At 42.7% G+C, this 21,560-nt stretch carries 17 protein-coding genes; 6 read left to right on the top strand and 11 right to left on the bottom strand.

Features of this window, described 5'->3' with window-relative positions:
- Together V7S75_RS06280 and V7S75_RS06275 are read right to left on the bottom strand one after the other, a co-directional pair.
- On the bottom strand, nt 1-1,011 hold the full coding sequence (locus tag V7S75_RS06280; protein WP_459512318.1) for a gliding motility protein GldB-related protein: 1,011 nt from the start codon (nt 1,009-1,011) through the stop codon (nt 1-3).
- On the bottom strand, nt 1,011-3,635 hold the full coding sequence (locus V7S75_RS06275) for a valine--tRNA ligase (RefSeq protein WP_459512316.1): 2,625 nt from the start codon (nt 3,633-3,635) through the stop codon (nt 1,011-1,013). The genes V7S75_RS06280 and V7S75_RS06275 overlap by 1 nt, the downstream gene beginning before the upstream one ends.
- 111 nt (nt 3,636-3,746) lie before the next feature.
- Between V7S75_RS06275 and V7S75_RS06270 the strand changes: the two genes are divergently transcribed.
- Nucleotides 3,747-4,178: a sterol desaturase family protein gene (locus V7S75_RS06270; protein WP_377975714.1), complete on the top strand. Its 432-nt coding sequence runs from the start codon at nt 3,747-3,749 to the stop codon at nt 4,176-4,178.
- Nucleotides 4,179-4,180: 2 nt separating this feature from the next.
- Here V7S75_RS06270 and V7S75_RS06265 read toward each other — a convergent pair whose 3' ends face one another.
- The 3 genes from V7S75_RS06265 to V7S75_RS06255 are packed head-to-tail and all read right to left on the bottom strand — an operon-like array spanning nt 4,181 to nt 7,065.
- A complete protein-coding gene (locus tag V7S75_RS06265) occupies nt 4,181-5,431 on the bottom strand; it encodes a sulfate adenylyltransferase subunit 1 (RefSeq protein ID WP_459512313.1) in 1,251 nt (416 codons plus the stop codon).
- Between the two features lie 17 nt (nt 5,432-5,448).
- Nucleotides 5,449-6,363, bottom strand: a complete 915-nt coding sequence (gene cysD / locus V7S75_RS06260; protein WP_315577427.1) for a sulfate adenylyltransferase subunit CysD — start codon at nt 6,361-6,363, stop codon at nt 5,449-5,451.
- A 9-nt stretch (nt 6,364-6,372) separates the two neighbouring features.
- On the bottom strand, nt 6,373-7,065 hold the full coding sequence (locus V7S75_RS06255) for a phosphoadenylyl-sulfate reductase (protein WP_459512310.1): 693 nt from the start codon (nt 7,063-7,065) through the stop codon (nt 6,373-6,375).
- A gap of 110 nt (nt 7,066-7,175) precedes the next feature.
- On the opposite strand from V7S75_RS06255, the gene V7S75_RS06250 reads away from it, so the two are divergent.
- From V7S75_RS06250 to V7S75_RS06235, 4 genes are all read left to right on the top strand, one after another.
- The gene (locus tag V7S75_RS06250; protein ID WP_459512308.1) at nt 7,176-7,871 is read left to right on the top strand and encodes an AlbA family DNA-binding domain-containing protein; all 696 of its coding nucleotides are present in this window, start codon (nt 7,176-7,178) and stop codon (nt 7,869-7,871) included.
- Nucleotides 7,868-9,232 (top strand): hypothetical protein, encoded by a 1,365-nt coding sequence (locus V7S75_RS06245; RefSeq protein WP_459512306.1) that lies wholly within the window; start codon nt 7,868-7,870, stop codon nt 9,230-9,232. Before V7S75_RS06250 ends, V7S75_RS06245 begins: the two co-directional genes overlap by 4 nt.
- Nucleotides 9,233-9,422: 190 nt before the next feature.
- Nucleotides 9,423-11,396, top strand: coding sequence for a KUP/HAK/KT family potassium transporter (locus V7S75_RS06240; RefSeq protein ID WP_459512305.1), 1,974 nt, complete (start codon nt 9,423-9,425; stop codon nt 11,394-11,396).
- Between the two features lies 1 nt (nt 11,397).
- The gene (locus V7S75_RS06235) at nt 11,398-11,793 is read left to right on the top strand and encodes an HIT family protein (protein ID WP_459512303.1); all 396 of its coding nucleotides are present in this window, start codon (nt 11,398-11,400) and stop codon (nt 11,791-11,793) included.
- On the opposite strand, the gene V7S75_RS06230 is transcribed toward V7S75_RS06235, so the two are convergent.
- Nucleotides 11,785-12,810, bottom strand: coding sequence for an NAD(P)H-dependent glycerol-3-phosphate dehydrogenase (locus V7S75_RS06230; protein ID WP_459512301.1), 1,026 nt, complete (start codon nt 12,808-12,810; stop codon nt 11,785-11,787). The two genes, V7S75_RS06235 and V7S75_RS06230, sit on opposite strands and share 9 nt — an antisense overlap.
- A gap of 101 nt (nt 12,811-12,911) precedes the next feature.
- On the opposite strand from V7S75_RS06230, the gene V7S75_RS06225 reads away from it, so the two are divergent.
- Nucleotides 12,912-15,608: a glycoside hydrolase family 2 protein gene (locus V7S75_RS06225; RefSeq protein WP_459512299.1), complete on the top strand. Its 2,697-nt coding sequence runs from the start codon at nt 12,912-12,914 to the stop codon at nt 15,606-15,608.
- 76 nt (nt 15,609-15,684) lie between these two features.
- On the opposite strand, the gene V7S75_RS06220 is transcribed toward V7S75_RS06225, so the two are convergent.
- The 5 genes from V7S75_RS06220 to ettA all read right to left on the bottom strand — a co-directional run bounded on the left by V7S75_RS06220 (nt 15,685) and on the right by ettA (nt 21,454).
- Nucleotides 15,685-16,143 (bottom strand): DUF1569 domain-containing protein, encoded by a 459-nt coding sequence (locus tag V7S75_RS06220; RefSeq protein WP_459512297.1) that lies wholly within the window; start codon nt 16,141-16,143, stop codon nt 15,685-15,687.
- A 74-nt stretch (nt 16,144-16,217) separates the two neighbouring features.
- Nucleotides 16,218-18,404, bottom strand: a complete 2,187-nt coding sequence (locus tag V7S75_RS06215; RefSeq protein ID WP_459512295.1) for a glycosyl hydrolase family 28 protein — start codon at nt 18,402-18,404, stop codon at nt 16,218-16,220.
- Between the two features lie 52 nt (nt 18,405-18,456).
- A complete protein-coding gene (locus V7S75_RS06210; RefSeq protein ID WP_459512293.1) occupies nt 18,457-19,416 on the bottom strand; it encodes an AAA family ATPase in 960 nt (319 codons plus the stop codon).
- Nucleotide 19,417: 1 nt separating this feature from the next.
- On the bottom strand, nt 19,418-19,789 hold the full coding sequence (locus V7S75_RS06205; RefSeq protein WP_377975694.1) for a DMT family protein: 372 nt from the start codon (nt 19,787-19,789) through the stop codon (nt 19,418-19,420).
- Nucleotides 19,790-21,454 carry an energy-dependent translational throttle protein EttA gene (gene ettA, locus V7S75_RS06200; RefSeq protein ID WP_459512290.1) on the bottom strand — a complete coding sequence of 555 codons (1,665 nt, stop codon included), beginning with the start codon at nt 21,452-21,454 and terminating at the stop codon, nt 19,790-19,792. It abuts the gene before it with no gap.
- Nucleotides 21,455-21,560 lie beyond the last annotated feature (106 nt).

Genomic DNA, 21,560 nt, shown 5'->3' with positions numbered 1-21,560 from the left:
TTATTCTTTGTCTGGCTCACCTCGATAGCCCGACTTTAGAAATAAAGAGTTATAGTCGGGGTCTGTCATTAACTTAGTAAGCGATACTTTAGGATTTTGTTTCCAATATTGGTCTACAATGCGCCATCCTAACCATCTTCCGATAGATCCTGGACATGCCGGACCTATTTCAGGGGTTTTGGGGCGCTCACCCAAGTATTTATTTTTTGTTAGTTCTTCTTGATTGAACAACAGTTTTTTGTCGATGAAATGTTCCCAAACTTCCTTTTGGAATGCATTTGTCTCAGCTAATTCTTGTGTCGTGTAGCCAAATAATAATGAATCGGCTAATTCAGGCAATATCTTCTTCGTGAACACAAAACCTTTACCATACCAAATCATATCACTTAACAAGGTATGGTCTTCCTCGTTTTGACGATTGACAAAGGCCGAATATTGTAAGATAACCTGACCCACCAAAGCCTGAGGTTCCAAACGGCGTAATTGATAATCATATACGCCTGGAGGAAGGTATAAACCTTTTTTGCCCATGAAAAAATCTAGACCGATGACGATTAAGCTGTCGGAAACTTGCAAATGTTGGGCCGTGAATTCACCCCCAACGCCTCCAAAACCCGAGAATACCGTACGAATTTTAGGGGTTTTTAATCCTGGGAATTCCTGCTGAATGCGCTCAAATGCCAAACGTAATTCTTTCTCTAAACGATCTCCCCCGAAAAATGCTGAATCTTGGCTCTGCTTGTAAAAAGCTTTTAAGGAGGGGTTTTGATACAATTGGTATAAGTCGCGCGCTAAAAATGGAGTCTTTTCGGGCGGACAACTGAAATAGCCAATCCCAATTTCCGGGTGTTTCTTCAGGATGGAATCAATTGCCTCGGCGGAGTTGGCCTCCGCTAATGTCCGGTCTAATCGCTGCATGTCCCATTTGATTTTGGGTGCGCTTTTTTCTTTGTCAGATTTACTACACTGCCAAAAAAACAAAGCCAAGAAGACGATTAGTATCCTTTTCATTATCCCAATCGAGCTAATAATTCTTGCAATGATTTGATTTTATTTTCCGCATCTGAAAGCTTTTGACGCTCACGCTCCACTAGATCCGCTTTCGCATTTTGAACGAATTTTTCGTTTGCTAATTTGGCCTCTACCGACTTTTTGAAACCTAATAGATATTCCAACTCCTTCGCGGATTCCGCTTTAAGGACCTCAGGATCTTCATCGTTTGCCATTGGAACAAAGAATTGGTCCGACTTCACCACAAAGGTTTGTGCGTCTACGATCGGTTCGTTGATAAACGTGATTGATTCTAAATTCGCTAATTTTTGCATGATTGCCTCCACTGCTGCATAGGCTGTTGGTTGCTCCGACTTAATGCAAAGGGGCAATGCCAACTTCGGAGACAATTGTTTCGAGTTACGAATCTCACGTACCTTCGTCACTACCTCGAACATCGCATCAAATTGCGCAATTAATGCTTCATTCACAGCGCCAGCTTTTGGAAATTCAGCCGTACAAATTGTGGCATTTTCAGCACGCGTATCAATTGCTTGCCAAATTTCTTCTGTGATAAACGGCATGTATGGGTGCATCAAGCGCATCAAGGAATCGAATAATCCTAAGGCTGAATTCAAGGTGTCCGCATGAATCGGACTTTGATATGCGGGCTTAATAATCTCCAAGTATTTGCCACAGAAATCATCCCAAACCAAATTATAAATGCTCAACAAGGCATCCGATATCCGGAACTTGCTAAAGTGATCTTGAACTTCTGTAATCGTTTGGCTTAACTTCGACTCAAACCAAGCCGTTGCTAGCACATGTTCTGGTAATGATGTTCCTGGAACTACCTCTAAGCCTTTTAACAAGCGGAACGCATTCCAAATTTTATTTGAGAAATTACGTCCTTGTTCACATAACTTATCGTCAAATAATAAGTCATTGCCAGCGGGTGCTGAAAACAATAATCCCGAACGTACACCATCTGCGCCAAATCGCTCAATTAATTCCAATGGATCAGGTGAGTTACCCAATGATTTGGACATCTTACGGCCTTGCTTATCACGTACAATTCCGGTCAAATACACATTCTTAAATGGCAATTCATCACGCCACTCATAACCTGCCATGATCATACGAGCTACCCAGAAGAATAGAATATCGGGTCCCGTAACTAAATCATTGGTTGGGTAGTAATAATTAATTTCCTCATTATCCGGATTTTCAATGCCATCAAATACCGAAATAGGCCATAACCATGACGAGAACCACGTATCTAATACATCCGGATCTTGTGTTAAATCATCTTCCACCAAGGCAAATAACTGATACTTATCGCGTGCAATTCGCAAGGCTTCCTGCTTATCTTTCGCCACAATCACTGTGCCATCTTCCATGTAGAACGCTGGGATTTGTTGGCCCCACCACAACTGACGCGAAATACACCAGTCGCGAACATTTTCCATCCAAGAACGATAGGTATTCTTAAACTTAGCCGGGTGCAATTGAATGGTATCATTCATGACATTGTCTAAAGCGGGCTTGGCCAACTCCTCCATTTTCATGAACCATTGCAAAGACAATTTCGGTTCGATCACTGCACCTGTTCGTTCAGAAGTACCCACGGTCGATTTGTATTCATCTATTTTGACTAAATACCCTTCCTCGGTTAATTGCTTCACAATGCGTTTACGTGCTTCGAAACGATCAACACCTACAAATAATATAGCTTTTTCATTCAAAGTGCCATCGTCATTTAAAATGTCAATGACCGGCAATTTGTGTTTCAAGCCTAATTCGTAGTCATTTAAATCGTGGGCAGGTGTAACTTTCAAACAACCTGTTCCAAAATCCAAGGTCACATATTCATCAGGAATGATGCTGATTTCACGGTCAATCAAAGGAATACGAACCTTTTTGCCATGCAAATGTAGATAGCGCTCATCCGCAGGATTCACACAAATTGCTGCATCCGCCATGATGGTTTCTGGTCGGGTCGTGGCGATTGTCACATATCCAGAACCATCCACGAGTGGATATTGGATGTGAAATAATTTGGCCTGAACATCTTTGTAGATTACTTCTTCGTCCGACAAAGCCGTTTTTCCTTGCGGATCCCAGTTTACCATGCGCACGCCTCGGTAGATCAAACCCTTGTTGTATAAACGAACAAAGGTGTCAATCACCGCTTGATATAAGGAAGGTTCCATCGTGAAACGGGTACGATCCCAATCACATGAAGCGCCTAATTTTTTTAATTGATCGAGAATAATTCCGCCGTATTTGTCCTTCCATTCGAAGGCATGTTTTAGGAATTCCTCGCGTGTAATGTCTTTTTTCTCAATGCCTTTTTCCTTCAACATCGCTACAACTTTCGCTTCTGTAGCGATTGAAGCGTGGTCGGTGCCCGGAACCCAACATGCCTCTTTTCCTTCCATGCGCGCTTTACGAATCAGCACGTCTTGGATGGTATTGTTGAGCATGTGCCCCATGTGCAATACGCCCGTCACATTGGGTGGAGGGATGACGATGGAATACGCTTCTTTATTTGGGTTAGGCTTCGAAGCAAAGACTTTTTGCTCTAACCAATAGGCGTACCATTTCTGTTCAATTTCCTGCGGGGCGTAATTCTTATCAATCATAAAAGGGTATGAGTATTTATAGCCTACAAAGATAATTGATTTCAGTCAAAGGAGCGGGTGGATTATTAAAACAATTCGCTGTAATTTTGGTTAAAATCCAAAATGCAAATAATGGGAATTCTACTTTGGTTGGGGACATTTTTAGGAATGGAAGGTGTCGCTTGGTTTACACACAAATACATCATGCATGGAATTATGTGGAACTGGCACGAATCCCACCATGTGCATCACAAAAATGCCTTGGAAAAAAATGATTTGTTCTCCGTGGTTTTTGGGATTTCATCCACGCTCACGATCATTGTGGGCGCAGAAATTCCGGAATACTGGCCCTTGTTTTACATCGGCCTAGGCATTGCGACGTATGGAATATTTTATTTCATCTTCCACGACATCATCGTACACCGAAGAATTAAAATCAAATACAAAGCGGGATCAGCCTATATGAAACGCATCATGAAGGCACATTATGTGCATCATGAGGTACATACAAAAAAAGGCGCAGAGGCTTTTGGTTTCCTCTACGCCCCTAAAAAATATCAATAGTTCTATTGAACGAATCCTACGCCTACCGTCGAGTTAGAAAATTCATCAATTAAAATAAATGCTCCGTTCGAAGGATTGTTTGCGTACACATCCGCGCTAATTGGCTGCGCGGTACGTAAGGCAATACGCCCGATTTCGTTTAGTTTCAACGAATCTACACCTTCTGTTGCAGTTTGTGCAACGACATCTAAGCGCTCAGTAATCTGAGAAATCTTCGCTTTGGTGATGTTGATGCCGTGTTGCAACAAATAGGTTTTTCCAGGAGTAAGGGCTTGGTGATCAAGCCAACAAACCTGCGCGGAAAAATCTTTTAACTGCGGAGCGTTCGCTTCCGAAGCTAGCACAATCGTGTTGCCGCGTGAAATATCGATGTCGGTGGATAAGGTAATCACGACAGAATCGCCCGCTTTGGCATGGGTTAATTTCGATTCAAATTTCTCAATCGTTGCGATTGTACTTTCTTGACCTGTCGGTAAAACCCGAATCGCATCACCCACCTGAAATGTACCCGAGCTTATTTTGCCCGCATATCCACGGAAATCGTGGTAGGCCTCCGTCATGGGACGAACAACAAATTGCACAGGGAAACGTGCAGGAGCGTGCGCTAATGTTTCTGCGTATTCAAAAGCCTCCAATTCACCCAAAAGCGTGTTGCCTGTAAACCAAGGCATTTGCTCCGCTTTCGTTGTGATGTTTTGCCCATAAAGTGACGAGATAGGTAAGAAGCTAATTTCTTGTCCTTCAAAAGTCGTTTGTTTAACGAGTTCCGTTAGGCTCGCTTTTATTTCTTCAAAAGTCGATTCTTGGTATTGAACCAAGTCCATTTTGTTTACACAAATGATCACTTTGGGAATGCGCAACATGGCTGCGATAGATAAGTGACGAGCCGTTTGTTCGACCATTCCTTGGCGAGCATCCACCAAAATCAAGGAAACTTTCGCATTGGATGCTCCTGTAACCATGTTTCGTGTGTATTCTACGTGACCGGGTGTATCCGCAATGATGTATTTGCGGCTAGGGGTAGAAAAATAGATATGGGCAACGTCGATGGTAATTCCTTGTTCGCGTTCTGCGATCAGGCCATCAGTCAAAAGGGATAGGTCTAAGAAGTCCAATCCTTTGCGTTTCGAAGCTGTTTCAAGTGCTTCAATTTTATCTTTGGTAATCGAATTTGTCTCGTATAATAAGCGACCGATCAAGGTACTTTTTCCGTCATCTACGGAACCGGCTGTTGCTATGCGTAATATATCCATTGTCTTTCTTCGCTTGATTAAAAATACCCTTGTTGTTTCCGTTTTTCCATGGCGGCTTCGGAGCGTTTATCGTCGATACGCGCACCCCGTTCCGAAATTTCTGCAGATAAAATCTCTTCGATGATGACATCGATTTCCGTTGCTTCGGATGCAACTGCAGCTGTACAAGTCATGTCACCCACCGTGCGGAATCGAACAGTTGCCTCAAATGGGATTTCATCAGCCTCTTTGTTCAAGTGTTCTGAATCCGCCCAAAGCATGCCATCGCGCTCAATAACTTGGCGTTTATGCGAGAAATAGATGGATGGAATTTCCATGTTTTCCTCTTTGATGTAATTCCAAACGTCTAATTCTGTCCAATTGGAAATAGGGAAAACGCGGACATTTTCGCCTACGGCAATGCGGCCGTTCAACATATCAAATAATTCTGGGCGCTGGCGTTTCGCATCCCATTGACCGAAGTCATCACGAACCGAGAAGATTCGCTCTTTAGCTCGTGCTTTTTCCTCATCCCGACGAGCCCCTCCGATGCAGGCATCGAATTTAAATTCCTCGATCGTGTCCAACAAAGTCACTGTTTGCAAAACATTGCGAGAAGCGTATTTACCGGATTCTTCTTTTGCTTTCCCTTGGTCAATCGAATCTTGGACATAACGAACGATTAATTCTGCGCCGGTTTCTTTGGCTAACCAATCTCTAAACTCAATGGTCTCCGGGAAATTATGTCCCGTATCAATGTGTACGAGTGGGAAAGGGATTTTACCTGGATAGAAGGCTTTTTGGGCCAAACGAACTAAGGTAATGGAATCTTTTCCACCAGAAAATAACAAAGCTGGACGCTCGAACTGAGCCGCCACTTCGCGCATGATGTAAATGGATTCGTCCTCCAACTGGCGAGGAAAATGTCCGATTTTATCGTTTAACTTATTCATATTCTGCTATTAGGCGTGTAAACCGCATTCTTTTTGTGAATTTTCCCACCACCAACGGCCCGCGCGGGGATGTTCTCCTTCCGCAATGGCCCGCGTACAAGGGGCGCAACCAATGGAAATGAAGCCCTTTTTGTGTAATGGGTTTTGGGGTATTTTATATTCAGCTAAATAATTTTCTAAGGTCTCAAATGACCAATCAATCAATGGATTGATCTTATATAAATTCTTTTGAGCATCCCATTCGATCATCGGCATATCAGCGCGATTCTCCGATTGCTCAGCACGTAAGCCGGTAATCCAAACATCCGCTCCTTGTAATGCACGATTTAAGGGCTCGATCTTCCGGATAAAGCAACATTCTTTCCGGTTTTCCACCGAGCTATAAAAGGAATTAAAGCCTTTCGTTTCAACAAGTTTTTCAACAGCTGATGTTTGTGGAAAGTAGGTTTTCAGATTGAAGCCCAACTTTTTTACGGTTAAATCGATGAGTTCGTAGGACTCTTGAAATTGTCGGCCTGTATCCAAAGTGAAAATTTCGATGGCCAGTTTTTGGGATGCAATCGCATGGGTAATGGCTTGGTCTTCTTGCCCAAATGAGGTAGAGAAGACGATTTTTTTGCCCGCAAAAAGCGTTGTAATCTGCTGCATGCGTTCCAATAAGGAAAGCGTCTCAAGCGATTTTTCGAAATTTTCTGGAATCATTTTGACAAAATTTTCACAAAGATATATAAAGCCTATTGAATTGCTATACTAAGTAAAAAAATAAACGGATTTGTTTGAAAACTTTTTAATTTAGTCGGGGTTTATAAGCTATGCGAACAGGGAACGAAATTTTGTTGGATCAAGCTACGGGAGACGAGACTGAAATGCACTTAGATTTGCGAAATCTTAAGCATTTGGTGCGTCATGGGGAAGGGCAACGGCTGGAGTTTAAAATGAAAGTCAAGTTTCCTGAAAAAATCATCAAGGAGTTGGTTGCCTTTGCAAATTCAGATGGCGGGCATCTGTTCGTGGGTGTCTCGGACGATGGGCAGATTGAAGGATCAAAGTTTGTAGATGAGGATGAATTTTTGTTGGAAAAGGCTATATCCCAGTATTGTTTTCCTGCATTTACCTACCACGTGTATCGAATTGCATTGGAAAATGGGCGGTCCGTATTAGTTTTTCGGGTATTTGAGAGCATCGATAAACCCCATTTTGTCCAATTGGAAACGGACCCGAATCCGGTTTGTTATGTTCGTGTTAAAGACCGAACGATTAAGGCAAGCAAAGAGATGAAGCAAATATTGCGTCGGGAAAACGAAGAAGGCCTTTCTTTTGCCTATGGAGATGCGGAGCGCTGGTTGATGGAATATCTTCGGGCAAATGAGCAGATTACTTTGGCCGACTTTGCGTTGAAATGTCAACTGCCTGCGTGGTTGGCCTCTCGGAAATTGGTATTGCTTGTGTTAAGTCGTGTCTTAAAAATAGAGCCTGGTGAAAATCAGGATCATTATTTCTTGCGATGAAAAAATGGTTTTTATTTCTAGTGATTATTCCATTTGCGTGTTCCAAAGTCGCGAACGATCCGGGTGTTACTCCAACGCCGCAAGCAGTAACTGTATCATCATTTGACTTATTGCAGGATAAATTGTTGACGCCCAGTTGTGCGAGTTCGGGTTGTCATTTTTCGTCGAAGGATGCAAGTTTTGCCCAACATGGTTTGGTATTAACGAAGGGGAGTGCTTATGCTAATTTGGTGGGAGTAGCTTCTGTTAACCCAGTCGCGTTGAAAAATTCGGTTATTCGGGTTCGGAAATTTGCTTCGGGAGAGAGTTTGTTGTTTCATAAATTGAATTGGGATTTAAGTCATCATGGACTTGTAAGCTACGGAGCTCCGATGCCTTTAGGCGGAAAGCCGATTTCAAAAGGCCAATTAGCCTTTGTACAGAAATGGATTGATGCGGGTGCACCTGCCGCCGGGGAGGTCGCTGATGCTAGTTTGCTTGACGACACGACTCCAAGTTATGTGGAAGACACGAACTTTAGTCCTTTGGCCAGCCCATCAGAAGAAGGGCAGTCGGGGATACAGTTGAAAGTAGATCGTTTCGTGGTTCCCCCCAACTTCGAACGCGAATTGTTTGTTCGTCGGCCACTGAACAACACAGCACCCGTTTATGTTGCTCGAATTAAATTGAAATCACGGGCCAACAGCCATCACATGGTATTGTACGATTTTCGGTCGAAAACCTTGTTGCCCAATACCGACGAAGTGCGTGATTTAAGAAATTTAGACAACTCTTTAAATATTCCGACCGTTCTTCAAATGTCTAATCACATTTTTTTAGGTGGGGGAACGGATCCAAATTCTGATTATCGATTCCCTGCGGGAATGGCATTGCAATTACCTGCAAATGCTTCGATTGATTTAAATCCCCACTACTTTAATAAGACGACGGATAATTTATATGGCGAAAATTATGTGAATTTGTATACGGTTCCTGCCGATCAGGTTAAGCAGGTTGTCAAAATGATTGATTTTAATGTGACGAGTTTTACGTTGCCTGCCAACCAGAAAACGACTATTACTACGGATTTCAAATTTGATAAACCTGTGGCAATTGTTTCCTTGACTTCCCATTACCATGCCAGAGGAAAACTATTTCAAATAAAGATAAAAGGAGGAGCACGTGATGGTGAAGTGGTATATGAGAATACGGATTGGGCTCATCCGAAGGTCATTAACTACGATAGCCCCATTTTGCTGCAAGCGGGCGAGGGTTTAACTTCTGTGGCGACATATTTAAATGATACAAATAAAGTCCTTGGTTTTGGCCTTACTTCGGAAGACGAAATGGACATCATTTTTGGCTATTATTACGAGCGGTAATTCACAAGCTTTCAGGCTTTTGTCGAAAAGTTTTTGAAAGCTATTTGATATCTAAAACATTGAATTATATTTGCCTCCGCTTCTTGAAATATTTCAAGAAATAACACCTAAATAGTACAATTTTCTGCAATTTTTGCATTCTAACCATAAACAATTCTGCTTGGATAGACTTTTACTCCCCTAGGTTAAAATGGAACATAAACACAAGAATAAAATGACGGCTGCTGGTCTTTTGGTAGCCATGGGAATTATCTACGGGGATATCGGAACTTCTCCGCTCTACGTAATGCAAGCCATCATTGGCGACAATCCCATTAACGAACTAACGGTATTAGGTGGCTTGTCCTGTATTTTCTGGACCTTGACACTTCAAACAACCTTGAAATACGTTATTTTAATTTTACGAGCTGATAATAAGGGTGAAGGAGGAATCTTTGCCCTTTTTGCTTTAGTTCGTCGGCATGCCAAATGGCTTACGCTACCCGCAATTATCGGTGGCGCGACCTTGTTGGCCGATGGAATTATTACGCCACCAATCTCGGTTTCCTCGGCGGTAGAAGGGCTTCGCATGTTGCATCATGCTGATGGCCGACCGTTTGTTACGGATACCGTTCCGTTGGTGATCATGATTCTTACGGGATTGTTTTTGTTTCAAATCTTGGGTACCAAGATTGTCGGCAAGTTTTTTGGACCGGTCATGTTAGCCTGGTTTTCTATGTTGGCCTTAACAGGGCTTTTAGGTATCGAAAATGATTGGTCGATTTTACGTGCCGTGAATCCAACGTATGCATGGGATTTATTAACAACGCATCAAGCGGGAACCGCCGGATTCTGGAGTTTAGGAGCCGTTTTCCTTTGTACAACAGGAGCCGAAGCCTTGTATTCGGATTTAGGACATTGCGGTCGTGAGAATATTCGTGTATCCTGGATGTTTGTCAAAGTCGCATTATTGTTGCAGTATTTCGGCCAAGGTGCTTGGTTATTGTCGCAAAATGGAGCTTTACTAGGCGTTAAAAAACCGATTTTTGAATTGTTGAAATCTGAATTAGGGGTTCAGTTTCTGTTCTCTGGCATCATGCTTGCTACCTTGGCAGCCGTTATTGCTTCGCAAGCCTTGATTTCAGGTTCCTTTACCCTGATTTCGGAAGCGATTCGCTTGAACTTTTGGCCTCGCGTTCGTTTGATTTACCCTTCGGATCAAAAGGGTCAATTATATGTTCCTTCTATTAATTTATTGCTTTGGATGGGTTGCATCGGGGTTGTATTGTGGTTCCGTGAATCAGCGAATATGGAAGCAGCCTATGGTTTGGCGATTACAATGACCATGTTGATGACCACGTCATTAATGGCTTATTATTTACATATCAAGAAAATCGATATGTGGTGGATCCTACTCTTCTTAGTCGTTTATGTTTCGCTGGAGGGTGCATTTTTAGTGGCCAACTTGCAGAAATTCTGGCATGGAGGTTATGTCTCACTCTTTATTGCGGGTGTCATTGTGCTGTTGATGTGGGTGTGGTTCCGTGCGACGCGTATCAAAAAGAAATTAACCGAGTATGAAAAATTGGCTGATTACATTGAGCCATTGAAGGAGTTGAGTAAGGATGAAACGATTCCGAAATATGCGACCCATTTGGTATTTATGTCGAATGCTGCACGCGTGACGGATATTGAATCAAAGATTATTTATTCCATTTTCCAACGCCGTCCGAAGAAGGCTGATATCTATTGGTTCGTACACGTAGACACGATGGATGATCCCTATACCATGGATTATAAGGTAACTGTGATTGAGCCGGATGATATCATCAAGGTGAATTTCAAATTGGGATTCCGGGTGGAGCAACGCATCAACTTGTATTTCCGTAAGGTTGTGGAAGAAATGGTGGCACGCGGAGAGGTGGATATTACCTCTCGTTACAAGTCATTGAACGAGCAAAATGTGATTGGTGATTTCCGATTCGTCGTTTTGGAGAAATTCTTGTCTTACGATAATGAAATGCCATTATTAGATCGTTTGGTGATGAAAGCTCACTTCTTTGTGAAGCAGTTTACGCATTCGGAGGACAAGTATTTTGGCCTAGATAGTGATGCGGTGAAATTGGAAAAAGTGCCTCTAATTATCAAACCGATTACGAAATGTAATCTTAGACGGATCGACTAATATGGCGACGATATTTACCAAAATTGTGAATCGTGAGATTCCTTGTCACTTGATCGCAGAAGACGATCGTTTCATGGCATTCTTGGATGTTATGCCACTTGTGGAGGGTCATGTGTTAGTAATTCCCAAACAAGAGGTTGATTACATTTTCGATTTGGAACCAGAATTATTGGGGGACTTGATGAAGTTTGCCCAAAAGGTTGCACCCGCCATTAAAAAAGCGATTCCTTGTAAGCGGGTGGGTGTTGCCGTCATTGGATTGGAAGTACCCCATGCACATGTGCACTTAGTGCCGATGAACCGCATGTTGGACATCAATTTTTCGCAAGAAAAACTGAAGCCAAGTCAAGAATCTTTGGCCGCTACAGCTGAGAAGATTCGGTCTTTTTTACTTTAAGAAACCTTTGAGTTTATTCATTTCCACTTGTGGATTCGCCTTCTGATAAACGATGTTGTAAACAGCTTCGATAATCGGAAGGTGAATATTGTGTTGGCGCGAAATCGAATAAATACTGCGTACTGCATAATAACCTTCCGCAATCATGTTCATTTCGATTTGAGCGGATTTGACGGAATATCCCCGACCAATCATATTACCAAAGGTTCTATTCCGAGAGAATTGCGAATAGGCTGTCACCAGTAAATCACCTAAATAACCCGAACTGTTCAAGTCACGATTCGTTTCTGGATAAACCGCATCCAGGAAGATTTTGATTTCTTGCATGGCGTTGCTCACCAACACAGCCTGGAAGTTATCTCCAAAACCCAAGCCGCGTGTAATACCACAAGCCATGGCGATGATGTTTTTGATAACGGCACAATACTCTACGCCATATAAATCTTCGATCGCATGTGCTTGCAAGAAACGACTATTTAATAAGTTCGAGAAGGATTGCGCAACCGTCAAAGACGGAGATGCGATGGTCAAATACGATTGTTTTTCAAGCGCAACTTCTTCCGCATGGCAAGGTCCTGCAATTACACAGGTCTGGTTGATGGGTACATTAAATGCTTTTTCCATCCAGTCGGTGACCAATAAATTCTCCTCCGGAATCATCCCCTTGATCGCTGAAACGATTTTCTTTCCCTCAAAATGTTTACTGTTGAGGTCCTTCAATGTCTCCGGAATAAATGCAGCAGGTACGGCTAAGATGATGTATTCGACGCCGGATAGGGCTTCCGACATCTTGCTATAGGTCTTAACTTTGCGGGGATTGATGGCCACATCCGTTAGGTAACTCGGATTGTGATTGTATTTACGTATGAAGTCAACGTCTGATTTCCGGCGAATCCACCACTTGATTTTTACCTGATTTTCGGATAAAATTTTAACAAGTGCTGTTGCCCAACTACCTCCACCAATCACAGCAACCTGTGTGGGAATCTTCTTTTTTAATTCTTCTAATTGACTCATGGCCGTAAAATTACCTATTAAATTAAAATTTAGCTGAAACAATCAGAAATTTTGCCGAATTTGTTTTCGCTTTGCTTAATGCCAAGCACAAATCTAAACCTATGAAAAAACTATTTGCTATCCTATTGCTAGGAGCTAGCTTTCTTGGCTATGCTCAAAAATCAAATCAAGCGCTTCCTGAACATCCTCGGCCCGATTTAATGCGAACACAATGGTTAAATTTGAATGGATCTTGGGATTTTACGTTTGATTCAACTTTTGCCATTCCTTCCAAATTCGCTTATAAAATTCAAGTTCCATTTCCATGGGGTTCTAAACTTTCGGGTGTGAAGGACGAAGCCGATGTGGCTTGGTATCACCGGACATTTCAGGTGCCAGCTGCATGGGGATCGAAACGAGTATTCTTGAATATTGGAGCCTCTGATTGGCATACTTCAGTATATGTGAATGGTCAATTTGTGGGGGAACACAAGGGCGGATATACCCCGTTTGATTTCGATGTGACCTCATTGATGAAGCCAGGTCAAGCTCAGCGCGTGGATATTCGTGTCGATGATAAACGTCGGATGTTTACCTTATATGGAAAACAAGGCTATGGAAATGCGCGTGGACTTTGGCAAACCGTTTATTTAGATGCACGTGGTTCAGATTACATTGATCATTATGCCGTTTATCCGGATATAGACAAGGGCTCGGTGCTTGTCAAAGCTTATTTGGGGGGTGAGGCCTCGAAAGATACGCGGTTGAGTCTTAAGCTTTCGAATGGACAATCAGCTGCTGCACTTGTGAAAAAGGGCTCGTCCGTTGCGGAACTCTCATTACAATTGAATAAAGCACATTTGTGGTCTTTGGAAGATCCATATTTGTATGATTTGACTTTAAGATTAGGGACGGATGAAGTGCATGGCTATTTTGGATTGCGTAAGATTTCAGTGACGCCACTTCCGGGATCAAAGATTCCCTACATCGCCTTGAATAATAAGCCCATTTATGTGCAATTGGCCCTGGATCAAAGTTATCATCCAGATGGATTTTATACGTTTCCATCCGATGCATTTATGAAGGATGAGATCATTCGGAGTAAGCGAATTGGTTTGAATGGGATTCGTACACACATCAAAGTGGATATTCCGCGTAAATTGTATTGGGCAGACAAATTGGGATTATTGGTCATGTCGGATTTGCCAAATTCCTGGGGAGAGCCAGATGCGGATATGCAACGGGAGTCGGAATATACCTTGCGTGAGATGTTGAAGCGTGATTTCAATCATCCTGCGATTTTTTCTTGGATTACCTTTAATGAGACCTGGGGTTTGTTTACGCACATTGATAAGAAATCGGTTTATACCCCTGAAACCCAAAAGTGGGTGGCATCGGTTTATCGATTGGCCAAATCCTTGGATCCTACGCGTTTAGTAGAAGATAATTCGGTTTGTTGTGGACGCGGGCATACGGAGACGGATATTCACTCATGGCATGCCTATCAGGCGGGTTATGAGTGGGATAAATTGATGGATGATCAGTCGAAAAATTTATTTCCAGGAAGCCAATGGAATTTTGAAAAGGGATATGTGCAAGGGGCCCAACCGATGATTAATTCGGAGTTTGGGAATGTTTGGGGATATCAGGGAAGTACGGGCGATGTGGATTATACATTTGATTATCACAAGGCGATGAATTCATTTCGGAATCATCCAAAGATGGCGGGCTGGTTGTACACGGAGCATCACGATGTGATTAATGAGTGGAATGGCTATTATAAATTTGACCGTACGGAGAAAGAAACGGGATTGGGTGCTATCGTGCCAGGCATGACCTTGAAGGATTTGCATGGGCCATTTTATATTTCGACGGGCCAGGAAATAACCTGGGCAGGGAAGGCTGGCCAAACGGTAAAAATACCTTTGCATTTGTCTTCCATGACGGATTTGTCGGGGGACTTACGTCTGAAGATTTCATTCGCAGGCGTTACTGCATGGGGTGAAAAGCAAAGCCATTGGACCAAAGAATTGCCGCTAAAATTTGCGCCTTGGGATGTGAAAGCCTTGGATTCTTTGGCAGTTGTACTGCCAAAAGACAAGTCGGTGAATACCCTATCTTTTATCTTAACGAATTCAGCGGGCAAAGTTTTGCACAGAAACTTTGCGCACATCATCGTAGAAGAAGGGAACATAAAACCATCGAATCCTAAATTGGAATTTATTTCGGTTCCCGTAGAGCGTTTTAGCGCCGCGCAATTTCCTGAGAAGCAATGGTCAGGGGTTTTAGGGCATAAGTTGAACGGGGCAGGAGCCGGTTATTTTGAATATGAGTTTCCTATTTTCGGGACTGATATTGCTGAAGTTCGTTTTATGGTGGAGGCGTCGTCCAAACCTGTTTTAGGGAAAGATCGTTCAGATGCAGGTAAAATGGATGGGGATTACATGCTTGGCAAAGGCACTTTTGATCCGGGAGTGAATCCGAATGCATATCCGCAAACGGATGTGTATCCTTCAGCTTCCTCCATGCGGGTTTCGGTGAATGGAATTACGGCGTTAGAAACTGTATTAGCAGATGACCCTGCGGATCACCAAGGAATCTTGTCGTGGCATTACCAGGCTCGAAATAATAAATTGGATGAAGCGGGAACCTATGGCTATTTAGTGCAAGGTATAATTCCACCAGCTGCGTGGCAGGCGGCTTTAAAAACAGGAAAATTGGTGCTTCGTTTTGAATCGACTCGGGGTGGCTTGGCGCTTTATGGCGATCAATCTGGTCGTTATGTGACAGATCCGAGTATCTTGATTTTGCGGAAGTAAGATTATCAACTACTTGAACTTTTTCCCTTGTACCTTTGGCAAACCTGGTTTGAGGATTGCCAAAGGTAAGGGGGTATTAAACGCCGAATTGCGTAAGGTGATGATCTATATGTTTGTATAGTAGGTTATTCCACTCCAACGCTGAGAGTTTTCCTAAACTTAGGGATGGTGTATTTGCTAGTTTTTCCGCCCCCATTTCTTGGATGGTTTTGATTAAACTTTTCAAACGCTCTTTTTCTTTCTCTACATCATATTGCTCTGTTCGAATGAAGCTGGGGGCAGTTGGCAAATTTTGTTTATATGGCGTCTCATTCACCATCGATCTCTTTAAAAATAGAGTCAAAATGATGCGCATCAATAAAGGAGGTTGCTCCTTATTAATACCAAGGATTTGTTCATAAGGAACCGCACAATGCGAAAGCATTTGACCTACTGTCATCTTTCCCCAAATTCCTTGACTATGCTCATTTAATTGATCAATCCGACCGAACAAATCTTCCGTCGTTTTTGCGAGGTAAATAGATGGATACGCCATAATTTTATCGATTTCTTGAACTTATTTCTGCGTACCTTTGGCAAACCTGGTTTGAGGATTGCCAAAGGTAAGGGTTAATTTAACTTCCAGTTCTTCACGTGATACAATTCCGATTTCTTCGTACCTGTTTCCGTGAATTTAGCTTGATTAATCGTAATATCTTTCGCTTCAATCACGCGATATCCTTGCACACTCTCAATATCTAAATTGCTCAACTGAATATGATGAATCGGCATTTCAGGTAAGCCACGAATTAATAAACCTGTTTCAGCCCCTTTCGCTACCACGTTATCTACAAAAATGTTTTTGAATTGCGGCGTACCTTCATTCACCGGAAGCAATTCGATTTTTGGAGCCTCGCCTCCATTTCCAAACGTCGCCACAGGATCCTTGCCTTGGTAATACATGTCGAAGAGAATCGCCTCCCCGGCAATATTTTTCATGGATATATCACGGATGAATACGTTTTCCACGATGCCACCCCGACCGCGTGCTGTCTTAAATCGCAATCCCACATCCGTTCCTAAGAACTGACAATTGCGGACAAATAAGTCATGCACGCCGCCCGACATTTCACTTCCCACAACAAAACCCCCGTGTCCATGGAACACGACACAATTTTCAATCAAAATATGGGCACTTGGTCTTCCGCGTTTCCGACCTTCAGCATCCTTACCTGATTTGATACAAATTCCGTCATCTCCCACATCGAACCGCGAATTACGTAATGACACATATTCACAGGATTCGATATCGATTCCATCTCCATTTTGCGCATACCATGGATTTTTTACCGTAATATTCTCTACGGTTAAATGCTTGCAAAGCAAAGGATGCACGTTCCACGCTGGGGAATTTTGAAAGGTTACGCCTTCCAATAATACTTGCTCACATTCCCGTAAACTGATCATGTTCGGACGAACAAATTCCTTGATTTCTTCGGTGTTCGCTTCTGTAAATCCAGCCGCTACCACGCCGGGTTGGTCCATCGCGGAAGCCTTCAATGCACCTGCTGAAGGATACCAGGTTTCTTTTTTTGGATCTAAAACACCTCCCGAACGAACCAGTTTTTCCCATTCACCCGCAGTTAATTTGCCTTTTTTAACCGGTCGCCAAGCTTCTCCTGCACCATCAATGATACCTTGTCCCGTAATGGCAATGTTATGTGCACCCAAAGCCGAAATGGGTGATTGTGCTCGAATGGCATCTACACCCTCCCAGTTTGTTCGCACCAATGGATAATCTTTGGGATTATTACTAAACTGCAAAACCGCACCTTGAGCCAAATGTAAATTCACATTGGACAAAATTCGCACCGGACCACTAATCCATAAACCTGCCGGAATAAGTACCACGCCACCACCTTGTTCATTCGCCACCTGAATGGCTTGTTGGATTGCGGCAGTATTCAATAATCCAATGGAACTTTTAGCGCCATATTGTACGATATTAAACGTGTCTTTTTTAAATGCCGTACCTGCTACATTGGGTAATTCGAAGGCGTATTTTTGCGTAAAATCGGATTTCTTCAGAAAGCTTTTTAAGTGCTCCGTCGAGTTATTTAATGCATCTGCTACCAAATTAGCCATACGCGTTGCCCCATAAGGCGAGAAATGCGTATCATCAGCTACGCCTTTCATGAATTTCTTAAAAATACCCACTGGATAATGAAGGAATAGTTTTTTTGCTCCTTCAGGCCCTTCTTGCTGAATGATTGTTTTGCTCGCTTTTTCAACATCGATTAACATCACCTTTTCCTGTGCAGCCACTTCGCGAACGACACTCGGGTAGTCGGCATGCTGATCCAGAAACACGCCCGTCGAATCAAATTTACGACGCTGTGTTGGGGTTAATAAAATAGGCGTTGCTCCAGCAGCACGCGTTTCTTTTACATAACGAATCAAGTTTGCGCGGAAATCCGTTTGAGCAGGCGCAAAGCGCGATGTATCACTTGCTTTGGCATCGTTATGGCCAAATTGAATAAACACATAATCCCCTTTTTTTAATTGGGCTTGTACTTTCGCCCAGCGACCTTCGCGTCGGAAACTTTTGGTGCTCCGACCATTATATGCATGGTTTTGAACCTCGACTGCCTCGTTGAACAATTTGGCAAATGGCATACCCCAACCGGTTTCAGGAAAATCTGCGGGGATTTTGTCGGCCATCGTTGAATCGCCGATTAAAAATACACGGAGTGGTTCAGTAGCTGAGAAGCTGAAAAGTAAGAACGTGCTGATGATCAGCGCAAAACGAAGTTTCATAAGGTCATAATTTGACCTTAAAAGCATTTAATGTGGCTGATTTACTGATGAATTAGCGATTAATCGCCACCGAACTCAAAATCGTCTGAATGATTTGTAAACTCGTGATGTTATCCGCCTCTGCCTCGTAAGTCAAAATAATCCGGTGATTTAACACATCCGGTGTCATTTCCTTGATGTCTTCTGGCAAGACATAATCACGGCCAGCCAAATAAGCCATCACTTTGGCCGCTAAATTTAAATGAATACTCGCACGCGGAGATGCACCAAATTGAATGTAATCCGCCTCCTTCGTTAAACCATAATCCGCCGGATTACGCGTCGCAAAAATCAATTCAATGATGTAGCGCTCCAAGGTTTCCGATATCGTAATCTCATTAATCTCTTTCCGAATCGCTTGGATATCTTTTAAACTCAAAACAGATTTGGGTTCATACTTGAAGTCCATGTTGGACATCTTTCGCATGACCTCTAGTTCCTGATCCTTGTCCAAATAATTCAAGAAGACCTTCATCATGAAACGATCGACTTGTGCCTCTGGTAAAGGGAAAGTTCCTTCTTGCTCCACGGGATTTTGTGTTGCTAATACCAAAAATGGCTTGTCCAACGGATAGGTTGTTTCGCCAATCGTCACCTGCTTTTCCGCCATGGCCTCCAACAAAGCTGATTGCACTTTCGCAGGGGCACGGTTGATCTCATCCGCCAAGATAATTTGTGCGAAAATAGGCCCTTTTTTGACTTCAAACTCGTTTTTTAAGGGATTGTAAATCATGGTTCCCACCAAGTCGGAAGGAAGCAAATCCGGTGTAAATTGAATCCGTTGGAAATGTAAATCCAAGATTTTGGCAAGCGTATTGATCGTCAATGTTTTGGCTAAACCCGGAACACCTTCTAATAAGACGTGCCCACCGGTAAAAAGGCCAACAAGCAAACGGTTGATGAGGCGCTCTTGCCCAACAACCACTTTACCCATTTCGTCAATGACTGCTTGAATTTTTTCTCTCGAATTCATATTACCATTTTTTAAAAATCACGATGACCGCCAGGATGATTAATCCAAAGCCGACGAAGTGATTCCAAGCTAATTTTTCGGACTTGACTACGAAAATAAGAAAAAGTGTGAACACTATCAGGGATAATGCCTCTTGAATCGTTTTCAATTCGAAGAAAGTAAACGGTCCTCCGTTTGCTTTAAATCCTAGTTTGTTGGCGGGAACTTGCAGTACATATTCAAAGAACGCGAGTCCCCAGCTGAAGAAAATAATACTCCAAATCCCCGCATGTTTTAACCATGAGGTTTCTTTCCATTGCAAATGTCCATACCAAGCGATGGTCATAAACAAATTGGAAAGGGCCAACAAGATGATCGTAATCAATCCTCTCATCTATTGCAATTTCTTGTAACGAATACGTTTCGGTGCCGCGTCGCCTAAGCGTTTCTTGCGCGCTTCCTCATATTCAGAATAGTTACCTTCAAAATAAGTCACCTGCGAATCGCCTTCAAATGCCAAAATATGCGTAGCAATACGATCCAAAAACCATCTGTCGTGGGAAATAACGACAGCACATCCCGCAAAATTTTCAAGGCCTTCTTCTAAAGCACGCAAGGTATTAACATCCAAGTCATTGGTTGGCTCATCCAGCAATAACACATTCGCACCTTCTTTTAGCATCATAGCCAAGTGAACACGGTTACGCTCCCCTCCAGATAAATTGCCAATTTTCTTCTCTTGATCTGCTCCGTTGAAGTTGAATTTACTTACATAAGCGCGCGCATTCGATTGCTTACCGCCTAACATGATCCAATCGTTCCCTTCGGCAATGGTTTCGTAGACCGATTTTTCTGCTTGGAGTTGATTGTGCTCCTGATCTACATAGGCTAACTTCACCGTTTCACCCACCTCAAAACTACCTGAATCCGGCTGTAATTGGCCCGTAATTAATTTAAACATCGTTGTTTTACCGGCACCGTTTGGCCCAATAATTCCTACGATCCCTGCTGGTGGTAATGAAAAGCTTACGTTTTCATACAATAATTTGTCGCCAAAGGATTTAGAAACTCCTTGAACTTCAATAACCTTATTGCCCAAACGAGGACCTGCTGGAATGAATAATTCCAACTTGTCTTCTTTCTGGCGATTCTCTTCGGATAATAATTTCTCGTAAGCGCCGATACGTGCTTTGGACTTGGCTTGGCGTGCTTTAGGTGCCATGCGAACCCATTCCAACTCGCGTTGTAAGGTTTTTTGACGACGTGATTCTGTCTTCTCTTCTTGTGCTAAACGATTTTGTTTTTGCTCTAACCAAGAAGAGTAATTTCCTTTCCAAGGAATTCCCTCGCCACGATCTAATTCTAAAATCCATCCTGCCACGTTATCCAAGAAATAACGGTCGTGGGTAACGGCAATAACCGTTCCTTTGTATTGACGTAAATGTTGTTCTAACCAATCCACAGATTCCGCATCCAAGTGGTTGGTCGGCTCATCAAGCAATAAAACATCTGGCTCCTGCAACAACAAGCGGCAAAGTGCCACGCGACGTTTTTCTCCTCCTGAGAGCGTGCTAACTAGCGCATCTGAATCGGGACAACGCAAGGCATCCATCGCTTTTTCTAAACGCGTATCTAATTCCCATGCATTGCAGTGGTCAAGTTTTTCTTGTACTTCCCCTTGTCGGGCTAATAATTTATCGAAATCGGCATCCGGATCTGCAAAAGCTTCATTGATTTCATCAAACTCTTTTAACAAGTTTTTGATTTCAACCACGGCTTCCTCCACAACTTCTAAAACCGTTTTATTGGGATCTAATTGGGGCTCTTGTTCAAGCAAACCAACACTGTAACCCGGAGACCAAACCACATCTCCCGTGTAGGATTTATCTAGTCCCGCGATGATCCGAAGTAAAGTCGACTTACCAGATCCATTGAGACCTAATACCCCGATTTTAGCTCCGTAAAAGAAGGAAAGATAGATGTTTTTAATAATCGTTTTCTGTGGTGGGATGACTTTGGAAACCCGTTCCATGGAAAAGATAATCGTCTCGTTACTCATGTTATTTGCTTAAAATTTGAAAAGAACCTGCAAAGAATGTGAAATTTGTGTAAAAAAATGAATTTCGGGGATGGAATTCTTTATTTATTCATAAAAAATTAGATAA

The sequence above is a fragment of the Aquirufa sp. TARAVU-A1A genome, assembly GCF_054558675.1.
Note: the sequence above shows the minus strand (reverse complement) of the source record. Positions and strands in the feature narration are given on the sequence as shown.